The following is a 16,877-nucleotide window of genomic DNA, read 5'->3' on the forward strand; positions in this document are numbered from 1 at the left end:
CCGGGCGGGTTCTCGGCGTGTCCGGGCGGTCGCGGTCCGCGTCCGGAGCGTTCCGCGGACGAGGGAATCCGGCTGATGTGAAATTCATTCGGATCCGTTTCGTGAAGAATCTTCAGATGAAATCCATGCCGATAGGCTGATTCCTGACCCATAATCGCCGTCAAGAACATGGGGATCGTGAAAAGGGAGCGCTGCGTTGCACGGCAGAACCTCTCCGCTGTTCATCGGCCGGAAGCGGGAACTCGACTTCCTCGGGGAGGCGTGGGGCGAGGCCAGACGCCGTGACGCGCGGATCGTGGGTGTCCGGGGGGCGTCGGGGATGGGCAAGACCGAGCTGGTCGAGCGCTTCCTGCGTACCGTGCCCGGCGTGCGGATCGTCCGCGCCTTCGGTGACGAGGACGCGCTCGCCCACCCGTGGGGGGTGCTGGAACAGATCGCCGAGCAGCTGCCGACCCCGGCGCTCGCCAGGACGCTGTCGGGCCAGTCCGAGGCGGCCTTCGTCGGACAGGCCCTCGCGGCGGAGTTCGCCGCCGCGGACGCGCTGATCGTGGTCGTCGACGACGCGCACTGCGGCGACCGGCAGTCGATGGCCGCGCTCCGCCTGGCGGCCCGGCGCCTGCGCAACGCCCAGGTCATGCTCCTGGTCGTGCACCAGGCCCCCGGGTACGCGACGGGAGCGGCGCCGGACGCTCCCCGCCTGGAGCTCCACGAGGGATGGGAACGGATCTTCGACTCGGCGCAGGGGCGCCTGCTCCAGGTCGAGGGGCTCCCCGCCGACGACCTCGTGAGGCTCGCCGTCGCGACCGGCCACGACGGGCTCACCCCCTCCGGCGCCAGGAGGCTGCACGAGCACACCAACGGCAACGCGCTGCACTCGGTCCTCCTGCTTGACCAGGTGGAGATGCACTCGATCAACTTCGGCAACGGCCCGCTGCCCGCCCCCCGCGGCATGACGCAGGCCGTCGTGGCGCGGCTGGCGTCGTGCGGCCGCCGTACCCGCGAGGTCGTCGGCGCGGCGGCGGTGCTCGGCCGCCGCTTCGGCCTGGCCGACCTGCGCGCGCTCTCCGGCGTCGCCGACGCCACGACGCCCCTCGCGGAGGCCGTCGACGCCGGGCTGGTCAAGGAGATTCCCGGGACGGCGGGGCAGGAGTTCGCGTTCACCACCCTGCTCGTCTGGGACCGCATCTACTACGACTCCGGTGTCGAGCGCCGCCGTGCCCTGCACCGCAGTGCCGCCCTGCTCGGCGGTCCCGGCGCGCTGTGGCACGGGATCGCGGCGTCCGGCGGCGGTACGGACGGTGAGCTCGCCGCGCTGGCGCAGGAGGAGGCCCAGTCCCTGCTGTCGCGCGGCAGGCTCCCCCTGGCGGCGGTGTACGCCCGCCACGCCGCGGAGCTGACCCCGCCGGGACCGGACAGGGTGGCCCGCCTGCTGACGGCAGTGGAGACCCTGCTGGTCTCCGGTGACGCCACCGTCGCCCGGCGCTACGAGAGCGAGATCCTCGCGGCGCCGCGAGGCCCCTGGCGCGACTACGTCGCCGGTTACCAGGCCCTGATCTCCGGGCGCGTCGCGGAGGCCAAGCTCCTGCTGGTCCAGGCGCTGGGCGCCGCCGGGCGCGACACGGCGGAGAGCCCGCACACGCCCGCGGACCTGCGGGCGCGCATCGCGGCCCAGCTCGCGATCATCGGGGTGGTCGAGATCTCCTACCCCGAGATGGTCGAGTACGGCACGGCGGCCGTCGCGGCGGGCAGCGACGAGCCGTGGGTACGCGCGTTCGCCTGGTTCGCCCAGTCCCTGGGCTGGACCCTGGCCGGACGGGCCGAGGAGGCGCTGGCGTCCCTGGCGGACGCCGACCTGCCGGGTTCGGTGGCCGGGCTGGACGGGCTGGTGGCCAGAGGAATGATCCGGTTGTGGACCGACGACCTGGAGGGCGCGTCCGCCGACCTGCGTGAGAGCGTCGCGCGGGCCACGCGCGGCGAGGCGCTGCGGGTCGGCCAGGCACTCGGCTTCCTGGGCGAGGTCGAGTACCGGCGGGGCAGGCTCGACGACGCCGTCCAGTTCACCCGGCTCGCCGTCGGCGACGCCGAGGAGAACGAGCGGGTCTGGGACTACGCGCTCCTGCACTCCCTGGCGTGCTTCCCTCACGCGGCCCGGGGAGAGTGGGACCGGGCGCGCGAGCACGCCCGCCAGGCCACGGAGTGGGCGCCGCTCGTCGAGAGCAGGGCGAGCCTCGCCTACGCGGCGGGCGCACGCGCGGCGGTCGCCCAGGCCCAGGGCGACGTCCAGCGGCTGCTCAGCGCGGCCGAGGCGATCGAGCTGCACTACGACTCCCTGGAGCCGGGCACCCACCTGTTCGGCCCGATCGGCGCCGACGCGCTCTCCCAGCTCGGCCGGGCCGACGAGGCGGACGTCGCGCTGGGCGTCTTCAGCGACAGGGCCGCGTCGAGCGGGCGCCGCTCGACCCTGATGTCCATCGCCAGGGTGCGGGGCCAGATCGCCGCCGTCCGGGGCGACCACGCGGGCGCCGTACGGGAGTGCGAGGAGGCCCTCTCCCTGGCCCGCGAGGTGGGCCTGCCGATCGAGGCCGGCAGGATCGACCTGGTGATGACGCGCTCCCAGCACGCCCGGGGCCGCCACGCCGAGGCGGAACGGCTGCTGAGGCGGGCACTGGTCGCCTTCAACCGTACCGGCGCCGCGGCCTACGCCGCCCTCGCCCTGAAGACGGCCGGGGAGCTCCGGCTTTCCGTGGACGGCCCCAACGCCGCCTTCAGCAGTCTCACCGGGGCCGAGCGCGAGGTCGTGGCGATGGTCTGCGAGGGCATGACCACCCGTCAGATCGCGCAGAAGCGCCTGGTGGCGATCAGCACCGTGGAGACGCAGCTGAACCGCATCTACGCGAAGCTGAACGTCACCAGCCGGGTCGAGCTCCGCGCGGTCCTGTCCGACCCCGACGAATGACGAGTGACGAGTGACGAACGAGGCGGTAAGGCGGACGGCCGGCATCCGGCTCGCGCGGAACGGTTCCGCGGCCATGCCGGCGTACGGGAAACGGGCATGTCGAGGTTTGTCGTGCCATCCGTAGGGGTGGTACCTGGACGCTTTCCCGGTCTCCGGCCACTACCGTGAGCGACTGCCAGAGTGCCGGGAGAGCGGCGCCGCCGACAGGAGGCCGGAATGCGGTTGACCATCGACGTCCAGAGGACCGCCACCGGTCACATCGCCGGGACGGTCGAATCCGATGACTCCGCGCAGCCCGTCCCCTTCCACGGTGTCATCGAGCTGGTCACCCTCCTGGAAACCCACCTGGACGGATGATCGCGCGAGAGGGTGCCGCGTGTCCGCCGGCGCGGGAGGCAGTCGTCCACGGAGTGTCACGCCAGGGGGGAGAACATCAGATGGGCACCACGTCCCACCTCGGGAGGGAACTCGGGAGGCAACACCGTCGCCGGCCGGCGGCGGGACGGGCGTACCACCGGCCGCCGGTCGTGACGGTCCCGCGGGCCGTAAGGGCCGTAAGGACCGCGCCGGGCAGGCAGGGCGCGCCGGGCATGCGGGGCGTTCCGGTCGTACGGGCCGGGTGGAACGGCCGCGCGGGATCGGCCGGGGCCGCCACGTGAACGCCACCATGACGGCCTTCGTACCGCCGACCGAGAGCGGCCACGACCTGCTGGACAACTGGATACGGCCGATCTGCGCGAGGCTGGGGGTCCGCCTGGCGGTCGCTCTTCCCGGTGCCGGCCAGACCACCGCGCTCGCGGCGCAGCGGGCGTCGACCTTCGTCGTGTGGGACTGCTCGGTCGAGGGACCGGAGGACGTCTACGCGGCCTTCAACATGCGCGCCAAACTCGACCCCGGCAGCATCGTCCTCAGCCGCACCCCGCTGCCCCGCAACGTGCTGACCCGCGCCAGCCACGCCCCCGTGCACGGCGAGACCCTGGGCAACCCGGAACTGGGCGAGTGGCTGGAGCGGCGCCTGCGCCGCGTGCTGGGCACGGTCCGCACGCCCGCGCCGCGCCTGCCCGCGCCCCGGGAGCACTACTGGATGTTCGACAACCCGGCCGACTACTTCCTCAGCTTCCACGGCGACCACCGGCAGGAGGCGGGGGAGTGGCGCGCGGGCTTCGAGAAGGCCCACTCGGTCACCGTGCGGATGGTGCCGCCCCGCGAGTACTCCTACCCGGCCGAGGTGGTCACCCGGCAGCAGATGTGGGAGGGCGTGGCGCGGCTGATGTACGAGATCATCGCGACGGGGAGGGCCGTCGTCCATCCCGCGCCTGACTACTTCTCGTCGTTCTGGACGGTGAGCGAGCTGCTGGCCACGCTGTGGCTGCTACCGCGCGGTTCCACGCCGCCCATGATCACCTCCGCGTACGCCGCCCGGCCCTCGGGCGGCATCCGGCGGCTGGAGCACCTCACCGCCCGTGCCGTCCTGGGCGTCCCCCTGCTGGGCGACGCCCACGCCGACCGCTTCGCCAGGCTCATCAACAACTCCGACCCGATCACCACCGCCCCGCGGATCCGCAGGCCTCCGGCGGGCCGGGGAGAGGCCGTCACCGAGACGGTCAAGCAGGCCGGCCGACACGATCCCGAACTGGCGGCCTCACGGTTCTGGGACGAGATGCGGGTGCCCTGCCCGGTCTGCGCCCCCCGGGGCAGGGCCGCCGCGAAGGTCGGCTGGGACCGGCACATGGACCTGTCGTGGGACGAGCGGGGAGTGGACCACTACGGCTACTTCACCGCGCGGCGCGAGGACCTCGGCACCGAAGGAATCCGCTGCCCCGGGTGCCGTACCCACCTGAGGCTCGTCAACGAGCACGGCGTCCGCACGCTCTGGACACCGCTCTCCGAAGGGGAGCCCGAACGGGATCGGCCGGTCATCCGGTGCGATCCGGTCTGGCAGGTGCTGCCGGACGGCCCGCGGGACGCCGGACCGCTTTCCAGGAGGCTTTCCAGGAGGAAGGACGCCGACGCCGTTCTCGACCTCCAGGGCAGGGGGTCCACCGCCGAGACGAGATGGGCGTCGGCGCGCAGCTTCGTCTGACCGCGCGAGGCTCCCTTCGGGTCTCGTCACCCCACCGACGGGAGCGTTCCAAAACATCGGCCGGCCTGGTCATCGCCCTCGACGGGGCCAGACCGGCGAGAGGCCGGCGAGTGCCCGGTGAGAGGAGGTTCGGTGAGAGGAGGCGAGAGGGATCCCGTTGACACCGCCCAAGCAGAGTTCCCACTCTCGAGGAGAACGGATGAACGCCATCCCGTCCCGGTCCGCGGGCCGGGACGCCGGGGTGAGGCGCCGGTGAGGGCCCCGGACCGCGAGCGCCGCCTGGCCCTGTCGCTGAGCCGTCGCTCCAGCGAGCTCGCGGCCGCCGGACGCCACGAGGAGGCGCTCGCCGCGAGCGAGGAGGCGCTCGAGATCACCCGGCGGCTGGCCGGGGACGACCGCGACACCTACCTCCCCGACCTGGCCCTGTGCCTGGCCGGCGCGGTGATGCGGTACGTCCGGCTGGGCCGCAGGCACGACGCGGTCGACGTGGGGCGCGAGGCGGTGGCCGTCAGGCGTGAGCTGGCGGAGGCGCGTCCCGACGAGTACCTGCCCCACCTGGCGGGTTCGCTGAACGGCCTCGCCTGCGACCTGGGCCGGATCGGCATGCCGGAGGCCGCCCTGGACGCCGCCCGCGAGGCGGTCGGCATCTACGAGGGGCTCGCCGTCCGGAGCCCGGCGGCACACGAGCCGAGCCTCGCGATGGCGCTGCACACGCTGGCCCAGCGGACGGCGTCGCTGGGGCGGCTGGAGGACGCCGTGCTCCACGGCACGAGAGCCGTCTCGATCCGGCGGCGGCTCGCCACGGAGAACCCGCCCGCCTACTCGGCGGCCTTCGCCACCGCGCTGCACGGCCTCGGCTGGCAGCTGGCCGCGCTCGGGCGCCGCGAGGAGGCCATCGCCGCCTACGCCGAGTCGGTCACGATCCGCCACCGGCTGGCCCGCTCGGAGGACGCCCAGGCCGCCGACCACGACTACCTGGCCGCCGTGGCGGGGGAGTGGGCGGACCTCCTCATGGACGCGGGGCGCCTCCCGGCGGCCATGGAGCCACTGGAGATCGCCAGAACCGCCTCCCTGCACGCCGGCGACACCGAACGGGCGAACCGCCTGGCCGCCCTGATGGAACGTTCCGGAAACAGCCGCGTCTGAGCCTCCGCCTCCCGTACGGGCCGGTCGACTCCGGCTTCCGTAGGGAGGGGAACGGAGGTGAGGGCGGGATCCGCGTCCCGCGCGGGAGGAGGGGACTCGCGCGGGCCGGGGCCCGCGTGCGGGAGGGGAGACCCGCACGCGGGCCGTGAGCAGGCGTGCGGGTCGGGGACGCGGGTGCGGGTCAAGGGCACGGGTTTCGTGACCCCGGCCCGGGTGACCCCTCCATCACCCAGGCCGGGGTCCTACCCGGCGGTGGGCCGGGTGCTCTGGCGGTCGCGGGCGCGCTCGTGAGGGTGGTCGCGAGCGGGATCGTGGGTGCGGCCGCGTGCCGGGACCGCCCTCGTCACGCGAAGCATCCGCCCACGCCCTGGCGGGCGCCCCGGTTGAAGGCGCCCAGTCGTTGCGCGGCGGTGCCGTGGTCGCTCACATCGGTCCAGGGAGTGTCGTCGGCGTGCTCTCGCAGAGCCGCCGAGATCTCCGCGGTGTCGCCGGTCTCGAAGTACAGGACGCCGTCATCGGCGGCTCCGAAGAGCGCCGCCCCGGCGAGGCAGTCGGCCTGGAGTTCGAGCTGCCGGGACAGCAGCCTCTCGGGAAGGCGGGCCTGGACGGCGTGGGCCCATTCGTGCGCGATGATCAGATAGACCCAGGCGTCTCCCTGCCGGTATCCCATGCGCATGAGGTCGACGTCCCACGCGACGAAGTCGTAGGGCGGCCAGCAGTACAGGGCGTTGTCATCGGGAAGGGGATATCCCTGGCACGTCGGCGCGTCGCCCCACGCGCCGTCGTACGCGCCGAGAACGCGCGGGGGCGAATACCTGCCGGGGAAGAACTCCGACCAGTGCGTCGCCCAGAACCGGTTGATGGCGTACTGGGCACTGCGAATGTCCGCGTTGATGTCGTCGAGGCTCCTCGCGGCGGCGGGCCCCACCGGGGCGTTCCCGCTCGTCGTGGCGGCCGCGGTGCCGGCGGGGACCGCGATCAGCGCGCCGACGAGCAGTGCGACGAGTGCGAGACGAGTGGTTCTCCGTCGTGAAGCGGCCATGGGCTTCTCCCCTGTCGCTGGCGGCCACATACCGGATGCAATGGTTTATCGCAGGGTTTTTTCGCAGAGCACCGTCACCATATGGGGAAATGTAATACGAGAGAAGCGCTATCGCGAGATCGTATGGAATATCGCGTTAATTAGTCGCTGGATTCGGGGGATTAGAGGCGCGTCGTAAATCGGTGCGAAGCGGAAGCGGTTACCGGGCAGGGCTGAAGCGTTCTCGTTTCTGAGGGATCCATTCATGTCATGTTCCAGCGGGCGACCGGTTGTCAAGCTCCCGTCTGTTCGGCTTGAACGGTGATCAGGAAGGCCCGGATATCCTGCAGTCGGCGGGAGAAGCTCTGGTGGTTGGCGGAGGCCAGAGCCGTGTACAACCTGGCGGCGTCGGTCAGGCATTCGACGGCCTCGGCCGCGTTGCCCGGAGCGAGCCCTCGTCCTTCCCACAGGAGCCGGCCGAGCCCGTGCAACACGCTGGCCAACTCCGCGTCGTAGTCTCCCAGCACTTCCTTCGCCTGACCGCGCCGGATCTCCACCGCCTCCCTCACGGACTCGATCGCTCCCGCGAGATCTCCCGTCTCTTCCCTGGCCCATGCCAGATTGTGCAGTGCTCCGGCCAGCTCAAGGTTGCCGTTGATCAGGAGGCCTTCCGACCACTCGCGATTCACCTCGACCGCGATGTTCGCCCAGGCCAGACGCTGCGAGGGCGTCAGTTCCTGTCGCGCCGCCAGATTCGCCAGCATCCGGCCCAGGCTCAACTCCAACTGCCCCCTGTTGAAGACCTCGTCCAATGCCGGTCCAGGGACTTCTCTCACCGATGCCGATCCAAGGACCATGTCGAGCTCTTCGGACAGGGTCTCGAGATCCGCCGTTATCAGATCCGCGACATCCGGGTTGCGTGCACGCATCAGAAGGCAGTGCAGGTGAATCCCCTTGACGGTGGATGCGAGTGCCTCGCGATGCCCGCCGGTCAGGTGCAGGGTGATCCCGAGGCTGACATGGGCCCACGCCAGGTCTTCCGCATGCCTTGCCTGGGCTCGAACGTCGCCCGATTCGAACGCGTCGTGCAGCAGTCCCTCGTACAGGGTGATGGTCACCAGGCCGAAGGCGAGCGCGTCCTCGTGAAGTGCGGCGGCGTGCAACCACCACTCGACCCGTCTTGAGTGTTCCGCCCGTTGGGCGTCACTCATTCCGCGGGTTTCCTTCAACGCCATGTGGCGCCGGACAACGGCGGCGATACCTACGGCACGGTAGACAGGGGCGCCTTTCTGGCTGGTCAGAACCGGGATGATCGCCTCCAGCGTCGCGACATCCAGGGCCGGGATCTGAGTGAGTCGAATCAACGCCGCATTGTCTATGTGGGAGGCGATCCGGGGATTCGCCCGAAGGATCGGACACAGATGGCGGGCCGCGAGATGCTCCCAGCGGTTGGCGGCCTCGATCAGGACCGTCATCGCCCGGCTCACCAGCACGGGTTGCGCCTTCGCCCCATCATCTGTGCTCAGTAATCGCGTCAGAGCGTGCGTCGTCCAGGGGTCAGGGGCATGATCGAACTCGTGGCCCACGGTCGTCAGCGCGACGAAGTCCTCGGCCAGCAGGTCAGGATAGATCGGCTCCAGTGTGAGATCCCCCTCGAAGGAGGGATAGCAGCGCTGGTGGGCGGCGAGCACATGTTCCGCGAACGTGACGTCGGCCCTGTTCAACGCGGTGCCGGCGATCTCGTGGGGTAGGGGCCCCGCGAGGATGGCGATGTAGACCGCACGGCCCAGAATCGCCGGTGTGACGTTCGACGACCAGGCGGGGTTGGCGGCCAGCACGTCCTGCCAGTGTCTACGCTCGCGAGAGATCAGATACTCGGAGATCCGAACCTGGTCGGCGGGAACGGCGACTCCCTGTTTCCTCGCGTCGACGAGCGCGAGTGCCGCCATGTGAATTCTCAGCACCAGGCCGTACTCGTCCTCCGCGAGCTGGTCCGGGGGATCGATCGTCATGGCCTCCGCCGCCGGCAACCCCAGCCATCGTGCGTACTCGTCCCGCGCCCTTTCGAACAACGTACTGCGGTTGTCCTGATCGTCGTTCGCGCTCAGATGTTCCAGGCTCATTCGGCCGGACGAGATCGACTTGTCGTCCAGCCATGCTTTGACATCGAGCCACCAGTCGCCGGCGGGCCTCGCGACGAGGAGGATCCGCGTCCGCCTGCGACGTCTCAGCAGAGGATCGCTGAGCAGGCCGTGAAGCGCGCCCTGCGGCCAGCGTTCCGCGTAGTCCACCAGGAGGAGGGTTCCCGCCTCGCTCGACGCCGGAGCGGAGACGGGACGCTGTTCGGCGAACTCCGCGGGATGTGCGGAGGCACGCCAGACGGCCCATTCCCGCTCGGCGGACATTCGAGCGAATTCGGCGGCCAGTCGTGTCTTGCCCTGCCCGCCGGATCCGTGGAGCAGGAGGATGGAGGTGCCACTCTCGTCAGGGTCGTCACGCCATCGCGCCAGCCGCGCGAGTTCCTCCACCCGCCCGGTGAACTCGACGACTTCGTGCCTTGCCAGCAGGAGCGCGGAAGGGCGTCTTCTCACCTGCTCCCGTGTCATCTCGATGGGGGCCGGCGTGAACCTCTCGATATGGTAGGCCGGTTTCCACTGGTACAGATTCAACACGCCGTGCTGGACGGCGTTGACCTGATTCCCTTTGTTGGTCTGGAGGTACGAGCCGACGGCCTCGTCCCGCTCGCCACTCATGGACCGGCCTGATCATCGAGAGATCTCATCTCGGAGGGCAGCGGTCGGTAGATGTTCAGCGGACCATGCTGCACGGCGTACACGGTGCCGTTCTCCGCCCGGTTCTCCTGAATGAAGAGGCCAGGGGGCGTGGGAGCCGCGGAATCGGCGCGGGCCGTGCGACGGTGGCGCAACTCGGCGACCAGGAACGTGATCAGCCCGACCGTCGCGCCAATCACGCTCGCCACCATGTCGGCATACTTCAGGGCAGTCTCGAAGGGTATCGTCAACAGCACATACGCGATGACTCCCGCTAACGTGGCCATGCCGACCGCGATCAGCAAACGCCAGATCATTCGATCCCACATGAACCCATTCTGAAGTCACGCGGCGGCGTCCCGGCGGGATGAGCGAAGGAATTTCCCGTTGTCACCCACCAGTGAGCCTTTTTCCAACCTGTCGGCGGTCGGCGCAGGCGTGAAAGGTCAGGTCGTGAGACGTTCCGGTCTCGATGGAGGCTCGTTCTCCTGACCTGCGGGTCAGGGTGCCGGGGGAGCGGAGCTCTCGCGGACGACGAGGTCGGTGGAGAGCTCGACCCGGCGCGGCTCGGGTGACTCGCCGCGGGAGATGCCCAGGGCCATCCGGGTGGCGAGGAAGGCCATCTCCTCCAAGGGCTGGCGGACCGTGGTGAGCGGCGGCCAGGCGGACCTGGACAGGGGCAGGTCGTCGAAGCCGACGACGCTCAGGTCGTCGGGGACGCGCAGCCCGCGCTGCCTGGCCACCTCGAAGACGCCGAAGGCCTGCAGGTCGCTGCCGGCGAAGATGGCGGTGGGCCGGTCGGGCAGCGAGAGCAGGGTGTGGCCGTGGTCGTGGCCGGAGCCGACGAGGAAGTCACCGTGCAGGATCAGCGCGGGGTCGACCTCGACCCCCGCCGTCTCCAGCGCGGCCCGGTAGCCGTCGATGCGGGCGCGGCTGCACAGCACGTCGGGCGGGCCGCCGATCATGCCGATCCTGCGGTGGCCGAGCTCCAGGAGATGCCGGGTGGCGGTCAGGCCGCCCTGCCAGTTGGTCGCGCCCACCGAGGCCACGCCGGGAGCCGGCTCGCCCTCGGGGTCGACGACCACGAAGGGGATCGAGCGGGAGTTGAGCCGGTCGTACCGCTGTGCGGAGAGCCGGGAGCCGACGATGATCACGCCATCGGTGCGGCGGGCGGCGAGCCGGTCGAGCCAGTCGCGGCCGGGACCCTCGTGGGTGTGCAGGACGGAGATCACGATGCTGGCCTCGGCCTCCGCGGCGGCCTTCTCCGCCCCGCGGATGAGCTCCATCGCCCACGGGCTCTCCAGCTCGGCGAAGATCAGGTCGATCAGGCCCGCCGGGCCGTCGGTGCCGGTCGCGCGCCGGATGTAACCGTGCTCGCGCAGGAGCCGCTCGACCCGCCTGCGGGTCTCCGGCGACACCTCGGACCTGCCGTTGATCACCTTGGAGACCGTGGGGGCTGAGACGCCCGCCTCCTCGGCGATACGGGCGATCGTCACCCGGGGCTTACCTGGCATGTTCGGCAGCATATCCGAAACCTTTCGGAGTGCGGCCGGTGGCCTGGGGGTACGGTTCTTTCGTTCTTGCAGAGCCCTCGCGTGGTACGCCATCCGCGCCTGAATGTTTTCCGCGAGGCTCGGACGAAAAATTTTTGTGATCGACAGAAATGTTCACCGGCTCGCATCGCGGTCGCGAGCGCCACACGCGGGGGGTGAACGCCCGTCGAGCAGAGTTTCGCGCTGTTGCACCGGTTCCGCCGCCCGCGCATCCGCCGGGAGATCGATGACGACATCCGCGAAGCGTTCCTCCGGCCGGCCCGCGCCATCATCTGCTGGCGCAGGCTCGACGACCACCGCTTCTGACGCCGGCGCGACAGCGGCCGGCTAGAGCGAGATCTTCCTCTCGTCGTCTTCGAGGCCGCGGAGCGTCCAAAGTCCGTACAGTGCCAGCAGCGGTTTGACGATCAGCCACTCGCCGGGACGGTAGTCATCCGCGAGCACGAGCCTGTCGGCGAGATCAGGGCGCTGGCGCCGCAAGTATGCGCGGGCTTTGAGCGCGTGAGCCGGTTGGGAGGCGATCTTGATGCGGTCGACGTCCTCAAGGAGCGGGATCACGTTCGTAACGTTCTCCCATGTCGTTCTACTTTGGTCTTCGAGGAAAACCGTGCCTTCGAAATCGAGCACCGACTTCGCGTAGTCAGCCATCAACCGGGCCTCCGCGGCGCCGGTGCCGGTCGCACCACCGCTGAAAATCACGCGCGTGTCCCGCTCGCGGTCGGCGGCGATGGAGCGAAGGCCGGCACGAACTCGCCAGCGGTTGACGAGGTTCGCCGTCGCTTGAGGGTTCCGGTATCCCAGCACGACCACGGCCTCGGAAACGCCCCTGCTGTTCCCTACGAGGGCTCGAGACCAGCGCCAGTTCAACCATTCCCCCCAGGCCAGGGCTACTACCCCGGCCACAGCCAATCCTGTCCGTCGTCGCATGCGGCGACTCTAGGACACCCCGGCATCAAACAGCGAAGACAGCGGCCACGCGACAGGCAACGCATCCCGGCATGTCCCGGTGACGTGCCCGGACGAGGTGCCGCACGAAACCGGGCGGCACGGGCGGGAACCCCCACCCCCCAGGGTGGGGGCACGTCAACGGTGCGGTACGGCGGAGGAGAGCGGCCCGGAAGCCGTGCCCGTCTCCCGCAGGGCGGTGAGGAGGGCGAGCGGTGTCGCGGCCGCCCAGGCCTGGGGGGAGGACGAGTGCGGGTAGGGCACCGGGTCCGGATGCTCGTCGCGCCCGTATCCGGCCATGACCTCCGGCAGCCGCCAGCCGTGCCCGGCCGCCGCCCGCACCAGGCCGTGGGCGACGGTCCGGGCCTCCTCGGCGAGCCCGCGGCGCGCCAGGCCGAGCACGATGACGGCGTTGTCGTGCGGCCAGATGCTGCCCAGGTGGTAGGAGAGCGGGTGGTAGGGGACCTGGCCCGCGGCGAGCGTGCGGATGCCGAAGCCGGAGAAGAAGTCCGGCCGCAGCAGCCGCCGGCCCACCGCCCGCTCCTCGTCCGGGGACAGGATGCCGGACCACAGCAGGTGCCCGGCGTCCGAGGCGAGCGTGTCGACCCGCCGGTCCGCACCGTCCAGGGCGAGCGCGGGGAAGGCGTGCTCGGGCATCCAGAAGTCGCGGCGGAACCGGTCCCGCAGGTCGGCGGCGGCCTCCTCCAGGAAGCCGGCCCAGCGCGGGTCCCCCCACACCGTGCGGGCGAGCCGGGCCGTGCGGACCAGGGCGTCGTAGGCGTACCCCTGGACCTCGCAGACCGCCAGGGCGCCCTCGGCCCGCGCGCCGTCGGAGAAGCGGATGGCGTCGGCGGAGTCCTTCCAGTTCTGGTTGACCAGGCCGCCGCCCGCCGCGTCGGAGGTGTAGCGGAGGTATCCGTGCCCACCGAGGCCGCCGTCGCGGAACATCCACTCCACCGCCGCGCGCGCCTGCGGTTCGAGGCGCCGGGCCAGCGCCGGGTCGCCGGTGGCCGCGGCGTGGGCCTCCAGCAGCACCAGGAAGAGCGGGGTGGCGTCGACGCTCCCGTAGTAGCGGCCATAGGGGACCTGCCGGAAGTGCGCGAGCTCGCCGTGCCGCACCTCGTGCACGATCCTGCCCGGCTGCTCCAATCGGGAGGGGTCGTCCCGCGTCCCCTGTACGGCGGCGAGGGCGAGCAGGGTGTCGGCGGCCAGCGCGGGCCGGTACGGCAGGGCGAAGAGCGAGGTCAGCAGGGAGTCGCGGCCGAACAGGCCGAGGAACCAGGGGACGCCGGCCGCGGGCACCCGCAGCGCCTCGCCGGCGGGGCCCGAGGTGGGGACGCGCAGCCGCGCCAGGTCGGCCAGCCCCTGCTCGCAGGCCCGGGCCAGTTCCTCCCAGGAGGTGAGGTCGCGGGGGCGGGGCCGCGCGCCGGCGAACGCGCCGGTGTCGGCCTCCAGCCGTTCCCGCACGGCGCCGGGGGAACCGGGTGGGGACGGTTCCCCCGTACCGTGCGGGACGGCCAGGGCGGTGAGCCGCAGATCCGCCGCGCCGTGGGCGGGCAGCGCGAACCGCCAGGTCAGGACGCGGGCGGTACCCTCGCCCTCGCCGTCGGCGGGGCGGATCCGGTGCGGCGGCGGCGAGGCGGCGACGGTGGTCCGTGAGGACCAGCTCTCGCCGCGCCGGTAGTGGAAGGCGACCCCGTCCGGGGTGTCGTGCGCGGTGCGGCGCGCGCCGGGTTTCTCGTACGCGCGATGGTCGGCGCGCAGCTCGAACTGGTCGGCGAAGTCGGCGTCCACGTGGAGTTCGAGCTCCACGACGGCGGGTTCGCCGCTGTTGCTCACCAGGCGGACGTGCTCGGTGAGGGCGCCCTCGGCCACCGCCTGCCGCCGGAAGACGGTGTAGGCGGGAGGGTGGTCGCGGGTGCCGGCCGGGGTGAGCACGCAGCCGTCGCCGGAGGAGGTCAGCAGGGTCAGCGGGGTCGGCAGGGTCGGCAGGGCCGGTGCGCTCGGCGGGACCGGCGCCGCGCCGCCCGCGGTCAGCAGCCACCGGCTCAGGTGCCGGGCGTCCCTGACGAACAGCCCGTCCGTCGCGGTGCCCCGGGTGCCGTGGACGTCCCCGTGGGCGGTCACGGCGGCGAAGGTGCCGCTGTTGACCAGCAGGCGGCCGGCGCTCATCGGGCGGAGCCCTCCTCGCCGGATCCGCCTCCGGGCGCGTCGCCCTCGGACACGCTTCCGGAGGAGTCGGAGGCGTGGAGCAGGTCCAGGGCCAGGGCGGCGGTCCAGCTGAAGCGCCGGACGCCGCGCCCCTCCCCGGTGTACGGCTCCAGGTACTCGGCGAACCCCGTGCTGTGGGCCGCGTCCAGGACCTGCGCGCGCAGCCGGCCCGCCGCCCTCGCGTCGCCGTGCCGCACCAGGCCGCGGTGGACCAGCCAGGCCATGTTGAACCAGCTGGGACCGCGCCAGTAGCGGTTGCCGTCGAACTCCTCCGCCGTGAGGTCGTAGCTGGGCACGAGCCGGACCTCTCCCAGGCGGAAGCGCGGTCCGCGGGCGGTCCGCACCAGGGCCGCCGCGACGTCCTCCGGCAGGCCGGGGACGATCAGCGGGACGAGCCCCGACACGCCGTACCCGGCGATGGGCTCGTCCGTCACCAGGTCGCGGGGGAGGAAGACGCCGGCGGCCGGGTCCCACAGCCGGTCGAGCAGGGCGCCGGTCGCCGCCTCGGCCCGCCGCCGGTGCGTCCCCTCGTCCGCGCCGACCACCCGGGCGATCGCGGCGAGCGCGTGCTCGGAGGCGATGAGCAGGGCGTTGAAGGAGGGGTCCTCGACGGCGAAGGCGTGCGGGGTGCGCGCGTCGTCGTAGCCGTGGTCGCGGTAGGTCGCGGCCAGGCGCACGTACCGCGCGTAGTCCAGGTCGGTGGGCCGGTCGGCGGGGGAGCCGTGGTCGAGGTCGGCCCGGCGGAAGGAGTCCCGCGGCGCGGGCTCGACCCTGGCCAGGGCCGCGTCCCAGCTCGGGCTGTTGTCCAGTCCCGGCTCCCACGGGTGCGTCACCGCGGCCAGCCCGCCGCCGCCCAGGTCCCTGGAGGTGGCCAGGTAGCGGTGCCAGGCGGCGAGCCGGGGGTAGACGCGCGGCAGGAAACCGCGGCGCCGCGACTCGGCCGGGTCGGCGAGGTGCACCAGCCAGGCGGCCAGGGCGTGAACGGGCGGCTGGATGATTCCGGAGGTCTCGACGGTGGAGGGCGCGCCCGTCCTCCGGTCCGTGCCCGAGGAACGCCAGAAGTCGGGGCTGGGGAAGTAGGCCCCGAGCGGTACGGACGGGTTGAAGATGATGTGCGGGATCCGGCCGTCGCCCCACTGCGCGCCCAGCAGCGTCTCCAGCTCGCGCTGGGCCCGGCGCGGGGCGATGTGGCGCAGCCCGATGGCGACGAAGGCCGAGTCCCAGCTCCACTGGTGCGGGTACAGGGCGCGCGAGGGAACGGTCGCCGTCCCGGTCCAGTTGCCGAGCAGGACGTGCGTGGCGGCCCGGCGCAGGTGGGCCCGGCGGCCGGTGCCGGAGGTGGCGGCCGCTTCGAGGACGGCGGTCATCCGGCCGGCCGGTGCGGGAAGGAGGCGCGCCGCAGGAAGGGCGGGATCGAGCGTACGGCCTGGACCGGGTCTCCGGTGAGCCTGCACTCGACGGCCAGGTAGCCGTCGTAGCCGATGGCGTCCAGGGCGCCCAGCCAGGCGGGCCAGTCGAGGTGGCCCGCTCCGGGCTGCATGCGGTTGGAGTCGCTGACCTGGGCGTGCCCGACCAGGGGCGCGGCGGCGAGGACGGCGGCCGCGGGGTCGGTCTCCTCGATGTTCATGTGGTAGCTGTCGATGCCGATGCGGACCGAGTCCAGGCCGACGGCGCGGATCAGGTCGGCGGCCTGCTCCAGCCGGTTGACCATGTGGTCCTCGTAGCGGTTGAGCGGCTCGAGGAAGAGCGTGACGCCCTCTCCGCGGGCGTGCTCGCCCAGCTCGGTGAGACCCTCGAGCAGCACCTCGCGGTCCCGCTCCTCGCTGCGCGGCGGCTCGAACGGCGGCAGCCGGCGCGAGAACATGCCGTAGGAGGCGGGCGTCTGGGCGCCGAGCCCGCCGAGCTCGCCGATGACGGACAGCTGCGACTTCATCTGCTCGAGGGCGTCGCGGCGCAGGTCGTCGTCGAAGGCGCCGAAGAAGTGGAGCATGTCCACGCACACGGTCGGCATGACGACGCCGTCGGCGAGGGCCTTGCGCAGCTCGGGCAGCCGGTCGCGGAAGTGGAAGGCCCCCTTGCCGCGCAGCTCGATGGCGTCGTAGCCGGCGTTCTGCGCGAACTCCCACTTCTCCTGGAGCGTCTCGCCGGGAAGCAGCTGCTCCTGGCAGGCGATTTTGAGCATCGTTCGTCA

Annotated in this window: 12 protein-coding genes; 4 read left to right on the top strand and 8 right to left on the bottom strand. The window is 71.8% G+C overall.

Annotation, left to right across the window (positions count from 1 at the left end; translation table 11 throughout):
- The first annotated feature begins 196 nt into the window (after nucleotides 1-196).
- The 4 genes from ACVCAG_RS10940 (at nucleotide 197) to ACVCAG_RS10955 (ending at nucleotide 6,185) form a co-directional block, all read left to right on the top strand.
- On the top strand, nucleotides 197-2,956 hold the full coding sequence (locus ACVCAG_RS10940) for an AAA family ATPase (protein ID WP_440083210.1): 2,760 nt from the start codon (nucleotides 197-199) through the stop codon (nucleotides 2,954-2,956).
- A gap of 216 nt (nucleotides 2,957-3,172) precedes the next feature.
- Nucleotides 3,173-3,313, top strand: coding sequence for a hypothetical protein (locus ACVCAG_RS10945; RefSeq protein WP_440083211.1), 141 nt, complete (start codon nucleotides 3,173-3,175; stop codon nucleotides 3,311-3,313).
- 298 nt (nucleotides 3,314-3,611) lie between these two features.
- Nucleotides 3,612-5,039 carry a hypothetical protein gene (locus ACVCAG_RS10950; protein WP_440083212.1) on the top strand — a complete coding sequence of 476 codons (1,428 nt, stop codon included), beginning with the start codon at nucleotides 3,612-3,614 and terminating at the stop codon, nucleotides 5,037-5,039.
- Between the two features lie 252 nt (nucleotides 5,040-5,291).
- The gene (locus ACVCAG_RS10955; RefSeq protein WP_440083213.1) at nucleotides 5,292-6,185 is read left to right on the top strand and encodes a tetratricopeptide repeat protein; all 894 of its coding nucleotides are present in this window, start codon (nucleotides 5,292-5,294) and stop codon (nucleotides 6,183-6,185) included.
- Nucleotides 6,186-6,528: 343 nt separating this feature from the next.
- Here the strand turns inward: ACVCAG_RS10955 and ACVCAG_RS10960 are convergent, their stop codons facing one another.
- The 8 genes from ACVCAG_RS10960 to ACVCAG_RS10995 all read right to left on the bottom strand — a co-directional run bounded on the left by ACVCAG_RS10960 (nucleotide 6,529) and on the right by ACVCAG_RS10995 (nucleotide 16,868).
- Nucleotides 6,529-7,227, bottom strand: a complete 699-nt coding sequence (locus ACVCAG_RS10960; protein ID WP_440083214.1) for a neutral zinc metallopeptidase — start codon at nucleotides 7,225-7,227, stop codon at nucleotides 6,529-6,531.
- Nucleotides 7,228-7,499: 272 nt separating this feature from the next.
- Nucleotides 7,500-9,959, bottom strand: coding sequence for a tetratricopeptide repeat protein (locus tag ACVCAG_RS10965; protein WP_440083215.1), 2,460 nt, complete (start codon nucleotides 9,957-9,959; stop codon nucleotides 7,500-7,502).
- On the bottom strand, nucleotides 9,956-10,306 hold the full coding sequence (locus ACVCAG_RS10970) for a hypothetical protein (RefSeq protein ID WP_440083216.1): 351 nt from the start codon (nucleotides 10,304-10,306) through the stop codon (nucleotides 9,956-9,958). Before ACVCAG_RS10970 ends, ACVCAG_RS10965 begins: the two co-directional genes overlap by 4 nt.
- A gap of 171 nt (nucleotides 10,307-10,477) precedes the next feature.
- Entirely contained in the window at nucleotides 10,478-11,491 is a 1,014-nt protein-coding gene (locus tag ACVCAG_RS10975; protein WP_440083217.1) for a substrate-binding domain-containing protein, read from the bottom strand.
- Nucleotides 11,492-11,857: 366 nt separating this feature from the next.
- Nucleotides 11,858-12,340 carry a YdcF family protein gene (locus ACVCAG_RS10980; protein WP_440083218.1) on the bottom strand — a complete coding sequence of 161 codons (483 nt, stop codon included), beginning with the start codon at nucleotides 12,338-12,340 and terminating at the stop codon, nucleotides 11,858-11,860.
- Nucleotides 12,341-12,613: 273 nt separating this feature from the next.
- On the bottom strand, nucleotides 12,614-14,647 hold the full coding sequence (locus tag ACVCAG_RS10985; protein ID WP_440083219.1) for an amylo-alpha-1,6-glucosidase: 2,034 nt from the start codon (nucleotides 14,645-14,647) through the stop codon (nucleotides 12,614-12,616).
- Nucleotides 14,644-16,053: an MGH1-like glycoside hydrolase domain-containing protein gene (locus tag ACVCAG_RS10990; protein ID WP_440083220.1), complete on the bottom strand. Its 1,410-nt coding sequence runs from the start codon at nucleotides 16,051-16,053 to the stop codon at nucleotides 14,644-14,646. Before ACVCAG_RS10990 ends, ACVCAG_RS10985 begins: the two co-directional genes overlap by 4 nt.
- Nucleotides 16,050-16,868, bottom strand: a complete 819-nt coding sequence (locus ACVCAG_RS10995) for a TIM barrel protein (protein ID WP_440083221.1) — start codon at nucleotides 16,866-16,868, stop codon at nucleotides 16,050-16,052. The genes ACVCAG_RS10990 and ACVCAG_RS10995 overlap by 4 nt, the downstream gene beginning before the upstream one ends.
- Nucleotides 16,869-16,877: the final 9 nt, after the last annotated feature.

The sequence above is a fragment of the Streptosporangium sp. G12 genome, from assembly GCF_052983175.1.